Source organism: Noviherbaspirillum suwonense (genome assembly GCF_900182955.1).
Classification (GTDB): domain Bacteria; phylum Pseudomonadota; class Gammaproteobacteria; order Burkholderiales; family Burkholderiaceae_D; genus Noviherbaspirillum_A; species Noviherbaspirillum_A suwonense.
Genome location: NZ_FXUL01000007.1, coordinates 190,892 through 201,916, shown reverse-complemented (window position 1 = coordinate 201,916; position 11,025 = coordinate 190,892). Strand labels below are relative to the sequence as shown.

The 11,025-nt window shown below is 61.8% G+C and carries 10 protein-coding genes; 1 reads left to right on the top strand and 9 read right to left on the bottom strand.

The genetic code is table 11. From position 1 onward, the window contains the following. Nucleotides 1–960: 960 nt before the first annotated feature. The 7 genes from QOL82_RS11985 to QOL82_RS11955 form a co-directional block, all read right to left on the bottom strand. Nucleotides 961–1,302, bottom strand: a complete 342-nt coding sequence (locus QOL82_RS11985; protein ID WP_283442493.1) for a hypothetical protein — start codon at nt 1,300–1,302, stop codon at nt 961–963. A 265-nt stretch (nt 1,303–1,567) separates the two neighbouring features. After that, nucleotides 1,568–2,464 carry a VWA domain-containing protein gene (locus QOL82_RS11980; protein WP_283442492.1) on the bottom strand — a complete coding sequence of 299 codons (897 nt, stop codon included), beginning with the start codon at nt 2,462–2,464 and terminating at the stop codon, nt 1,568–1,570. Beyond that, the gene (locus QOL82_RS11975) at nt 2,461–2,988 is read right to left on the bottom strand and encodes a hypothetical protein (protein ID WP_283442491.1); all 528 of its coding nucleotides are present in this window, start codon (nt 2,986–2,988) and stop codon (nt 2,461–2,463) included. Before QOL82_RS11975 ends, QOL82_RS11980 begins: the two co-directional genes overlap by 4 nt. Continuing rightward, nucleotides 2,985–4,007 (bottom strand): vWA domain-containing protein, encoded by a 1,023-nt coding sequence (locus QOL82_RS11970; RefSeq protein ID WP_283442490.1) that lies wholly within the window; start codon nt 4,005–4,007, stop codon nt 2,985–2,987. Before QOL82_RS11970 ends, QOL82_RS11975 begins: the two co-directional genes overlap by 4 nt. Beyond that, entirely contained in the window at nt 4,004–4,873 is an 870-nt protein-coding gene (locus QOL82_RS11965) for a calcium incorporation protein MxaA (protein WP_283442489.1), read from the bottom strand. The genes QOL82_RS11970 and QOL82_RS11965 overlap by 4 nt, the downstream gene beginning before the upstream one ends. Continuing rightward, entirely contained in the window at nt 4,870–5,721 is an 852-nt protein-coding gene (locus tag QOL82_RS11960; RefSeq protein WP_283442488.1) for a DUF58 domain-containing protein, read from the bottom strand. The genes QOL82_RS11965 and QOL82_RS11960 overlap by 4 nt, the downstream gene beginning before the upstream one ends. A gap of 18 nt (nt 5,722–5,739) precedes the next feature. After that, entirely contained in the window at nt 5,740–6,711 is a 972-nt protein-coding gene (locus tag QOL82_RS11955) for an AAA family ATPase (protein WP_283442505.1), read from the bottom strand. A gap of 382 nt (nt 6,712–7,093) precedes the next feature. Here QOL82_RS11955 and QOL82_RS11950 point away from each other — a divergent pair, with 382 nt between their 5' ends. After that, nucleotides 7,094–7,408, top strand: a complete 315-nt coding sequence (locus QOL82_RS11950; RefSeq protein ID WP_283442487.1) for a hypothetical protein — start codon at nt 7,094–7,096, stop codon at nt 7,406–7,408. 100 nt (nt 7,409–7,508) lie between these two features. Here the strand turns inward: QOL82_RS11950 and QOL82_RS11945 are convergent, their stop codons facing one another. Both QOL82_RS11945 and QOL82_RS11940 read right to left on the bottom strand, forming a co-directional pair. Beyond that, nucleotides 7,509–8,999, bottom strand: coding sequence for a methyl-accepting chemotaxis protein (locus QOL82_RS11945; protein ID WP_283442486.1), 1,491 nt, complete (start codon nt 8,997–8,999; stop codon nt 7,509–7,511). Nucleotides 9,000–9,704: 705 nt separating this feature from the next. Continuing rightward, nucleotides 9,705–10,949 (bottom strand): c-type cytochrome, encoded by a 1,245-nt coding sequence (locus QOL82_RS11940; RefSeq protein WP_283442485.1) that lies wholly within the window; start codon nt 10,947–10,949, stop codon nt 9,705–9,707. Nucleotides 10,950–11,025: the final 76 nt, after the last annotated feature.

Here is an 11,025-nt window from a genome sequence, read left to right as displayed (position 1 = left end):
CCACCATCAACTACTTGTTGAATTACTTTAAGCTGATCCAGCGCGCGCATCGTCATCGTGATACTCCCAGCTTTGTTCATCGCGATCTCCCTGTGAGCAGCAAGAATGCGCTGCCTCAGGGAAAACCGGACATTTCAACTTTGCTAAAAGCGGACACTACTACTTTGCCGTAACAGCCAGACTGCTGATAATTAAGGTTATGTAAAATAAAAAATCGGTGTGATCCATCCCCTGACGCAAGGTTCGGCGCACTGCGCCCTGGTCCTACCCGTCCGCGGACCGCAACCGAAAGCTGCCGCAGAAGTCCGCGTTTGTGTCGTGCTTAATTCGCTTTCGGCGTCTGCACGTTGAACTTGCTTTTCTCAGGCCGTGCTGTGCTTCACCTTGTGGACGATTAAAGTATCGATCGCCTTGGCTTTGAATCAGGCTGGACACATTCCAAGACTGAACTTAATCTTGTCTGAATCCGGGTCTGAATATTTTTTGAGCGGCTTTGCCCGTTCCTTGTTGGGGCAACCGCCTTAGCCGTTTTGTCTGTCGGCGGTTCCCTCGCCTGCTCTGAAGCCGTTTTGACTCGATCTGCGAGTTTGCGACTGCCCGACCGCAGTCAGACAGTTCACCGTAGATATGTCGAAATCACAAGCGGTCACCTTATGGGCGTACGCGCTATACGACCGGTAATCTTCTGTCGACGAGGTTTCGCTGCTTGCGACACCCGTCGACTGCCCTGCTCCGTCCTTACCTTGTTGGTCTGTTAAAAACGGCTCCATTCCATAAGTAAGCAATTTGGGTAAGCGTATTTACATTGTCCTGGGAGATGGCCAACATGGGATGCACATCAAATGAGATCGAGACAAGGAAGAATCGCAATCGAAAAAAAACACCGCGGAGGTTTTCTCGCCGCGGTGCTTTTCTTGCTGGTCCACGCTGAGCGCGATCAGCATGGCCGGCGTCATGCCATTACTTGTGGTCCTTGTGAACCTTGGCGGATGCGTCGACCTGGGTGTCAGCTACATCCTTCTTGGCAGCCAGGATCTTCTTGTCGGCCTTGGCTTCTGCACCGGCTTTGGTCTTGGCAGCTTTGGCATCGGCCTTGGTCTCGGTCACGGCCTGATCCGCCACGGCCTTGTTGATCTTTTCAGTTGCCTTGATTTCGGCTTTTTCGACTTTCGCCGCGGCCTTCACATCGCCCTTGGTTGCCAGCTCGCTTTTGGCAGCCGGCTCGGTGACGACAGCAGGCGCCTGGGCAAAGGCAACACCGGCAAACAGGGTGGCAGCGATCAGAGCAGACAGTTTTTTCATAAGGACCTCAGTGGTTGTTGATCAATCGAAGTGCAACGACTTGCTGCGTTCTTCTAGGCAGCACGATAGCGAACTCTTCACCGAAATGGTGTAAGAAATTGTATGAACTGACCGGAAGATGTAACGAACTAGGACAGGATCCTTGCTGGTGATTGAAACAGGCAATGCCTGATCAGCCTGCAAGCACACGCTTCGACTTGACTGCCATGATCGGCTTGATAGCAACCACCAGGTTCTGTGGTGTCGCGCGCTACATCGCATTCGCCTATATTTGGACGCGATCCAGGGACACGGCGGCACGCCGCGGCAGGAAGAATGCGATCAGCAGCAGTGCAGCCGCCAGGGCCGGGACCCAGCGTACGTCGGTCGGCACGCGCAGCGTCTGCGCCAGCGCCGGGTCTTGCGAGGCGCGCCGGAATGCGGCGGCGGAATCGATGCGTGCGTAGGACAGGCCAGTGACACGGGCCAGCGCCTGCAGGTGCCTTTCATGCAGCGCCGACAGCTGCTCCTGGCTGTCCGGCCCGTCTTCACTGCGGTTGCGCTGCACCACGTCGTCCGCTTCCCACCAGCCGATGAAGCGGCCGCTGCTGTCGCTGCGCGGTATCGGCTGCGGCATCAGACTTCCCACGCCCATCACCACGCCGCGCACTGGCGTCCGCGGCGCCGAGAACTCGGGTGCGTTTTCCTCATCCACGGGCGGCGCCGAATGGCCATCGCTGATGAACAGCAGCGACGGTGGCTGTGGAAGTTCGGCCGCGGCTTCGATGGCAGTGTAGAGGCCGCGTGCGATCACGCTGGCCTGGGTCCAGGCCATACGACTGTCCACCTGGCTGATAGCCTGCTCCAGTTCATCGTAATTGGCGCAGATTTCGACCGGCGCCAGCACCATCAGCGTGCGGCGGCTGGCGAATACCGAGAGCCCAAGGCGGGAGCCGCAAGGCAGGTCCGCCAGCGCCTGCGTAGCCATGCGCTTGCTCCAGGCGAGGCGGGTCAGGCTTGCGCCGTCGATCGACTGGTCTGCCACATTCATGCTCTGGGTGATGTCGAAGACGAGCAGGTGCGAAAAAACGTGGCGCTCCATGGCCACCGGCGGCAGCAGTGCGGCCAGCACCAGCAACAGCGTGGCCAGCAGCAGCAACCAGTCGCGCGTCCATCCCCTCACGGCAGTTCCCCCGGCTCGATCTTGGACGCCGTCAGCCGCCGTTCGCGGGCCTTGTCCTTGTCCTTGACGCCGATCCAGGTTACGCTTTCGGGCTGCAGCCAGAGCGCGCGCTCAAGGTTGTAGCGGGCCTCCTGGTGCGCTGGCTCCTCGGCCAGCACCTGCCGGTAATACTGCTTGGCGAGTTCGACCAGCGGCACCGCCGCCATGTCGTCCCGCCGCATGGCCAGCGCCTGGCGCAAATGCAGGTTGCCCAGGTTGTAGCGCGCCATCCTGCGCAGCGTGGGATCGCCCTGCTGCAGCGGCACCTGGAATGCCTGTTGTGCGGCACTGGCATCGCTGGCGGCGGCAAGAAGCACGCCGCGCGACAAGGCCGCCACGGGCGTCGGTCCGGCTGACGCCTGCGGGGCGGCCAGCGCCTGGTTATAAGCGGTCGCTGCGCGGTGCGCCAATAGCGCCTGGCCCAGCACGGCTAGGCAGGCAATGGCCAGTGCCGCAAAGAGCCAGTGGATGGACCGGGTTCTCATGGCGCCGGCGCCAAGGGTTTCCGCACCGGCGGCACGGCCAGATGGCGCATCCGCAATACCAGCAGCAGCGCAAAGGCCAGAACGGCGCACAGGAAGGCCAACCAGGCGCCATCGGCGCGCGGCACCTTGACCTGATAGCTGATGGGCAGCATCTGCTGCCGGCTCAGTTCGGCGACGGCCTGGTCCATCGCCAGCGGGCTTTCCGCTTCAAAAGCACGGTACGGCGTGTCCAGCGCGCTGAAGAAACGGTGCATCGCCATCTCGACGCTGCGGTCGTACGCCGGGTCGGCGCTTTCGGCCAGCGGCGGCTGGTTAAACGAGCGCAGGTAGATCCAGTAGAGCGTGATCTTGTTGCGTCGCAGGTTGGCGGCAATCTCGGCGCGCGCCTGTGGTGTAATCGGCGCGCCGCCGTCAGAGACCAGCAGCAGGATGCGGTTGCCATTGGCGGGCCTGTCGTCGAAGCGGGCAATCGCCGCCAGCAGGGCGCCGCCGACGTCGGTGTCGCCCAGGCCGGAACCGATGCCGCCGGCCTGGATGGCCGCCTGGATCATCTCCGGCTGCGAATTGAAGGGCAGCACCTGGAACTGGTTGATGCTGAACATCATCAGCGCAAACACGTCGTTTGGCCTTCCGGCAGCCAGCTTGGCCAGTGCGCTGCGCGCGATCTTGCGTTTTTTCGGCTCCGCATACTTGTCCGAGCGCGGCATCTCCCCGCGTGGCACCAGGGCTGCGTCCATGCTGGCGCTGCGGTCCAGCAGCACCAGGATCTCGGCGCCGCTGCCTTGGCGCGTGGCGACGGTCTGAGGCAGGCCGATGCCTGCCATGCCCAGGGCCAGGGCGATCAGGCCTGCCACGGCGACTGCCTTTTCCAGTCGCTGCCGCCAGCGACCGACGGGATCGGGCGGCAGCAGCGCATTCCAGCCAAACAGCTGCTCTTCCTGCGGCCGCCGCAGCAGCGGCAGCAGGGCCAGCAGCGACAGCAGCAGCCACCAGGGCTGAACGAAGCCGATGCCGCTCATGATGCGTGCCGCCTTTCAAGACGGGCCAGCCGGTGCGCCAGCGTACGCACGCCGCCGGCCGGCGCAGGCGCCCCGTCGTTGAAGAACAGCACGCTTGCTTCGCGACAGAACTGCTCGATGGCGGCGCGCTCGGCTGCCAGATAGGGCACATGTTCCAGCAGCTGCTCAACATTGCCGGCACGGACCACCTGTCCCGCTGCATCGTTCAGCGCATGCTGCAGCCGCCGCCATGCCTGCGGCGCATCGTCGGGCATGCGTGCCAGGTCGCGCAGCGCGCGCGCAAACGGCAGGCCGCCGCGCAGCGAACGGCGCCGGAGGTACAACGCCGCCATCCACAACAGCAGCGTCAGCGCGAGCGCGCCGGCGGCCAGTTTCATGCGGCGCACCAGCGGCGCCAGGGGTTGCGGCGCCGGCAGCATGTCTTCCCGCATCGCGCCCAGGCCCTGCGCATTGAATGCTTCCGGCGGCGTCAGCGGGCCGATCGAAAAGCGCCAAGGCGGCACGTCGAGCATGCCGTCGGCCCCGGCATCCCTGATCTGCAGCGGCGGCAGGTACCACACTTCCAGCGCGGGCGGCGCATTGATGATCTGATACTCCACCAGCAGCCAGTTGCGTCCCTCGGCATCCTTCGCAATGCGCGCATCGCGGCGCCAGAATGAACTGCCGACCCGGCCCGGCGGCGGCAGCGACTCAGGCTTGAAGTCCTTGCCGTTCCGTACTAGCGGCACCTGCTGGACGACGATGTCGCCGACCGTGTAGCCAAAGGTGCGCGGCGCCGGCGGCAGACCCTCGGCCGTGGCGACCGGAGGCAGCGTGAGCCATGCGGCACAGGCCGCCGGCAGAAAGGCGCGCAGCCTGCGCATCATGGCGTCTGCTCCACGAAATAGCGCGACAGCGCCGCCGCATCGAAGCCGCCATCGAGATAAAGGGGTTGCAGGCCGCGCGAGCCGAACAGCGCATCGAGCGCGCGACGACGATTCTCAAGCTGTGCCGCCCAGCGCTGGCGCAGCCGCGCATTCACCCAGACCGGCGTGGCCGCTCCGGTCTCGGCATCGCGCAGCGTGACGAAGCCGTCCACCGGCGGCGGCGCGAGCTCGGTGCGGTCCCAGACGACCAGCGGCACCAACCATGCATGGCTCAGCATGTCCATCGCTTCGGCCATTACCGCCAGGGGCCAGTGAAAATCCGATACCAGCAAGACCAGCTCGCGGCGTCCGGCAAGCTGGCGCGCCGTCTCCACCAGGCCGCAACCGGCGGTCCGGCCTGGCGTGCAGGCGGCGATGGCCAGGCGCATCTGCATCCCGGCGCCGCGGCTGTGGACGACCGGGAAATACAGGTCTTCGCGGTGCGCCGCATCGAACGCCAGCAGGCCGACCGCGTCGCCTACGGCAAACGCGCTGTGCCCCGCGGACTCGGCGATCTGGGCGGCGATGTCGAGCTTGCGCAGCGGCGCGCCGACCTGCATGGAGGCCGATATATCCACCAACAGCCGCAGCGTGATTGCCGCGCGCTGCCGGTAGGTGCGCACCAGCCATTCGCCGCGTCCAGCGCGCAGGCTGGCGCGCACATCGAGCCGGCGCGGATCGGGAAGATCGAACAGCCGGGCGTGGCTGTGGAATGCATGGCCTGCGCCATTCGTGCTGGCCTGGTGAGCGCCCGGCCGGTGCGCGCCGCTGCGGCCGGGAATGCGGTAAAAAAAGGCGATGGGGTCCATGGTGCCGGGCGCCTGCATTCAGGGCGCGGCGATGCGGGAAACCATTTCGCCCAGCAGCGCCTCGGCAATTTCCGCCTGGCGCAGCGCGTAGACGGGTGTAAAGAAGATGCGGTGCAGAAAAGCCGGACGCAGCACTGCCTGCACGTCTTCCGGCGTCACGTATAGCCGCTCGTCCAGCCAGGCCGCCACCCGGGCCGCCCGCATGAGCGCGCTAATGCCGCGCGGACTCACGCCCGCCAGGATCAGCCTGTCCATGTCGACGCCGTCGAGCCGTATGCCGTACCGGACCGGCGTGCTGGTGGCCTGCCACAGCTCCAGCACATAGTCCTGCAGCGCCTCGCTGGCCGACACCTGGCGCTGTACCAGCGCCGCCAACGCGTTCATCGCGGTCCATGGCAGCATGCCGGCCTCGACACTGTCGATCAACGCGTCAGCGTCATGAAAGACCGGGTCCAGCGCAAGGGCGCGCCGCACCTCGGGCGAGGTCGGCGTGGTCATCCGGACCTCGAACAGGAAACGGTCGCGCGCGGCAGAAGCAAGCTCGAAGGTCTCCTCTCGCTCGATACGGTTGCGATCGGCGAAAACGGTCATATGCGGAAAGCGGTATTCCCGGTTGAACGCCGACACCGTGCGCTCCGCCATCGCTCGCAGCAGCAGGGACTGCACCTGCGGCCGGGCACGGTTGATCTCGTTGAAGAAAAAGGTGACCAGTTCCTCGCCATGCCGCAAGAGCGGCCCCGGATCGATGCGCGGACGGCCTTCCGCATCGACATAGGTGTGATAGACCAGGTCGCCGGGCATCATGTCCACCGTGCCCTCTACCCGCTCGAACTTGCCGCCGATGGCCCTGGAAAAGGCCCGCAGCACGGTGGTCTTGCCGACGCCGACATCCCCTTCGAGCAGCACATGGCCGCGGGCAAACAAAGCGATGTTGATCAGCCGGATGGGTTCGGCCTGGCCGATCACGGCGCGACCCACCGCTGCTTCCATGGCCAGCGCCTGGTTGCGCCATTCCTGCAACACGGTGTCATCCCTGCCTGTACCGAAACCGGCACGGCGGCCGGCGTCCGCCGGGCTGGCTGCTAACTCCCCAAAAATCATTTGACGCCCCTAGAAATGTGGCGGTACGCCGGCGCCGGACAAGCACGGCATTGCTTCCTGCGCGCGGGCAAGAACATTACGCAGCAATAAGCATTCCAGCGGGCTAGGCAACGGTTTCCGCATACTTCCGCCGGAGGTTCCGGTCGGTTAGGTTTGTGCACTTCCCCGCGCCGGCTGCAAAGGATGAGGTGTAGGTGGGCACTTCCTGGCATCGAAAGCGGACGCCACATGGATGGACGCGGTCACTGGTGTCCGGAGGTTGACCAACGTCATGGCCGAAATCGCCGGGGCCAGCATTGGGCAGTGCGCCGGCACTGCTTTGATCAACCTGGCAATCGCGCAAACGGACCAGGTGACCGGGCAGAATGCTGTCCTGCTTGAAGCGGCTGCTGCCGTAATTTTTCCGGTCCGAAGAGCATTTGAGGGCCGGAGCGACCGCAATTGGCCGACTGCGGTCCCAGCCAGAACGGGGAAAAACGACCTGCGGCAGTCTTTCGTGATTCCCGGAAGGGCGCAACGAGACATCAGTTACATCAGCGACGAAGGTAACGACATGAGTGGGCCGCAATTAAAGGAGGAGACCTAGATTGTCAGCCGGCTAAAACAATCTCTAGCAAAAAAGGTGCAGTAGAAGTAGAGATCAGCGTTTAAAGAGTGGATCCGTTTTAATCCTCGTGTCTTGCGGGCTAATTAAAGGCAAGCATCGGTGCACACGATTTCCCGTCGGAACTCGCGTCATTGATGCGGAACACGCCAACAGCTTCCACCAGTCGAGATGCTTGGTCCTGCATCGATGCCGCGGCCGCAGCAGCTTCTTCCACCAGTGCCGCGTTTTGCTGGGTAACCTGGTCCATCTGCGCAATTGCCATATTGACCTGTTCGATACCCGCGCTCTGCTCCTGGCTGGCTGAGCTGATCTCGCTGATGATGTCAGTAACACGCAGCACGCTCGACACCACCTCTTCCATGGTCGTTCCGGCCTCTTCCACCAGTCTGCCACCGGCCTTCACCGTGGCTGCAGAGTCGCCAATAAGGGTCTTGATTTCCTTGGCGGCAGCGGCGCTGCGCTGTGCGAGGCTGCGCACTTCAGTCGCCACTACGGCGAAACCGCGGCCCTGCTCGCCGGCGCGGGCCGCTTCGACTGCCGCATTAAGCGCCAGGATATTGGTCTGGAACGCGATGCCGTCGATCACGCCGATGATGTCGGCGATCTTGTTCGATGAAGCATCGATCGCGGCCATGGTGCCCACGACCTGAGCGACCACAGCACCGCCGCGACGCGCCACTTCTGACGCCGAGATCGCAAGCTGATTCGCTTGCCGCGCATTATCGGCATTGTGTTTTACCGTGCTGGTCAGCTCTTCCATCGACGACGCGGTCTCTTCCAGTGAACTGGCTTGCTGTTCGGTGCGTGTCGAGAGATCCATATTTCCGGTGGCAATCTCGCTGCTTGCACCGGCGATCGTGCGTGTGCCGCTACGGACCGTGCTGACGATTCCTACCAAGCTGTCATTCATGTGCCGCAAAGCCTGCATCAGCTTTCCGATCTCATCCGTGCGTGCCGTATCAATAATGCCAGTCAGGTCACCCTCGGCGACGCGCTCGGTGATGGCAACTGCTTCGGCGATAGGACGCACGATTCCACGCGACAGCAGAAGTCCCGCGCCGATGCCAGCAGCCAGGCCCACGATCATCAGAGCGATGCTGACAACGATTGCCCTCTGGCGTTGCTCCGCTGCGTGTGTCTCGCTGGACGTCGCTACCGATTCAATCTTCTCCCTGGCTTTGTCGAGCAGGGCTACCGGTGCGCGGTCCATTCCCTTGACAGCGACATCGCCGGCTGCAGGCTCGAATCCCGCTGCTTTAAATGCGTGAAGCCCTTTGCGGTAATCGATTCCCTTCTGTTTATGTGCAGCGGCAAAACCGTTGATCAGCTTGCGGGTTTCGGTGTCGGAGAGACGGGTTGCGAGTTTTTGGGTGGTCAGGGCAACCTTTTCCTCGTGTTTCTGAAAGGCTGCCCAATAACGCTCAAGCTGCTCGGGATCCTTGCCTCGCAGCAGTACGTTTTTCCACTCCTGAACCTGGGTCTTGAAGTCTTCCATTATCGACATGGTGACATCTTTATTGGCAATGTCGACCTCTATGACCCGCATATAGGTATCGAGGGCCTGGTTCATTTGAAAAATGCCAGACAGTCCGGTAATAGCACAAAGCAGAGCGATGCAACTAAAGGCAAGTGGGAGTTTTCGGCTGAGATTCATAGTCAAAATTTCGAGATGATAGTGCGGTTGGCCGATCTGACCCCGATTGGATTTGCCTGGATGCAACTAATCTTTACGGCACATATTTCAGTTTCTTAAGGAAATTTTTGCTACTTGCCTAAGATTTTCATAGTGCAAGAACAGCAAGCGTGTAGGTCGGGGACGATGGTCGGCATTCACACGGTGGTGAACAAGATGCGTTCTTAAAATTCGATTAATTAAGGCGTCACAGTCATTCAGCGAGTCTGAGCCAAGGAACCCGACGCCAAAGTGGCGATCTCTCTCCGCCCGCTCCTGGCCGGATGTCGCCTGGCCGGGACGCGCAACAGCCACCCAATGCAGCTGCTCATCGGGACTTCACCAGCGGCGGGCAGAGGAACAAAACCTGAAAGTCAGTTTGCAAGTCCCACCATCCGGGCTGAAAGGGAAACACGCACCTATCATTGGCGGTTTCTGAAAAGAGGCGGCCCTTTATTGACCGGCAGCTGTTCCACGGAGCTTTCGCAATGTAAAGCCGCGGCAAACCGCGATGCTATTCAGGATGCGACGAAAAAAGGGCAGTATGGTGGTGGGCAGAGTGCCTTGGCACTATCGATTATTCGGCAGTTGGTAAGGGAGCGACTACAACGACTTCAGATACTGTGCAAGGTCTGAGACTTCCGCTTCCGTCAGCCCCAGTGCCTGCTTGTCGTTATACGTTCGCACCACCTGTTCTGCAGTTGCTGCCGTCCCGTTATGGAAATACGGCGGATGCTGCCATAAGCCACGAAGCGGTGCGGTGCGATAGCGTTTCGTAGCGCTCCTCGACGCATAGCTCGGCGCGCCGTCCGGCTCCGGCTCGCTGGCTACTTCCGAAGGCAAATGCAGCCTTGAATTCGCGTCGGTCATCTGAGCCCCGCTATGGCAACTGATGCATTTCCCTACACCAGCAAAGACTCGCTGTCCCCTCGCCGCTGCATCAGCGTCAAAGCTTCCAGGCGGCGGAGGCGGTGGCAGCAGGCTGAGCTGGTAAGCCCTTAACGCGGGAAGCTTGGCGCTGATCCGGTCGTCCGTTCCATTTGTCACGTCGATCCCAAGTCGCGGATCGACGAATGTGCCATGCCCGCCCATCTGCGTAATGCCAACGTATCGGTTCCAGTATGAAACATCATCACCGTCGCCAGTAGATGTGATGGAATGGATGCCTTCAAGTCCGTATGCGGGAGGAATCACTTGCGGGCCGTTCTCGCCGTCCTGATTGAAGCGCGGGTCGTACTTTCCTTTCCCCCAGGAATTGTAGACGGCTTTCATGGTCGCACTCAAGGCAGGCGACAAGGCAATGATTGCCCCTGCATTTAAATCGCGGTTCGCCCAACCGTCCAGCCTTTTGCCAATACCCGGCGCGAACGAGTTATCCACCGTCGAGTGGCACAGCGCGAATGTGATCCCTACGCGTGTCAGGGTATCCTTGCCATCGACGACCTCCACCTTCCCCTGAAGGCCTACCACGGCATTCAGCTTCAGCAACGCGACCGTCGTGGCCGGGCTATTGAGGTCGACGCTCCCATCGCGGATGCCTAGTGTCACCGAAGCAGGCAAGGCGTCCGCATCCACTTTCAAGCCTATCGCCAGGGCAGTTGTCGGATCAACCGCGCTGCGAATGACTTCATGCATGCGCAGTGTGTCGGTCCAATGCAATTCGTCACCGAAGGTATCGAACCGGAAGAGGGCTTGCCCATCGGCGAGCAGGCGCGCATCAGGCACGGCGGCAAACGCCTGGTCTGTAGAGTGATCGCTTCCGCCGCATGCGCTCATCAGCAGGACGCTCATACTTGCTGCTGCCAGTGATTTAACGGTTGACCGGTCATACTGATTCCATCTTTTCATGGCAATCTCCTCTCATCGCCAGAAAAACTTGTGCAACACCGCGCTGGCAATCCGCTTGAACCTGACCGGTCTGGAA

Excerpts from the sequence above, each read along its gene's own strand:
- QOL82_RS11985 (WP_283442493.1), bottom strand. The coding sequence starts at position 1,302 with ATGAAAAAACTGTCTGCTCTGATCGCTGCCACCCTGTTTGCCGGTGTT.
- QOL82_RS11975 (WP_283442491.1), bottom strand. The coding sequence starts at position 2,988 with ATGAGAACCCGGTCCATCCACTGGCTCTTTGCGGCACTGGCCATTGCC.
- QOL82_RS11970 (WP_283442490.1), bottom strand. The coding sequence starts at position 4,007 with ATGAGCGGCATCGGCTTCGTTCAGCCCTGGTGGCTGCTGCTGTCGCTG.
- QOL82_RS11965 (WP_283442489.1), bottom strand. The coding sequence starts at position 4,873 with ATGATGCGCAGGCTGCGCGCCTTTCTGCCGGCGGCCTGTGCCGCATGG.
- QOL82_RS11960 (WP_283442488.1), bottom strand. The coding sequence starts at position 5,721 with ATGGACCCCATCGCCTTTTTTTACCGCATTCCCGGCCGCAGCGGCGCG.
- QOL82_RS11955 (WP_283442505.1), bottom strand. The coding sequence starts at position 6,711 with ATGGAAGCAGCGGTGGGTCGCGCCGTGATCGGCCAGGCCGAACCCATC.
- QOL82_RS11950 (WP_283442487.1), top strand. The coding sequence starts at position 7,094 with ATGGCCGAAATCGCCGGGGCCAGCATTGGGCAGTGCGCCGGCACTGCT.
- QOL82_RS11945 (WP_283442486.1), bottom strand. The coding sequence starts at position 8,999 with ATGAACCAGGCCCTCGATACCTATATGCGGGTCATAGAGGTCGACATT.
- QOL82_RS11940 (WP_283442485.1), bottom strand. The coding sequence starts at position 10,949 with ATGAAAAGATGGAATCAGTATGACCGGTCAACCGTTAAATCACTGGCA.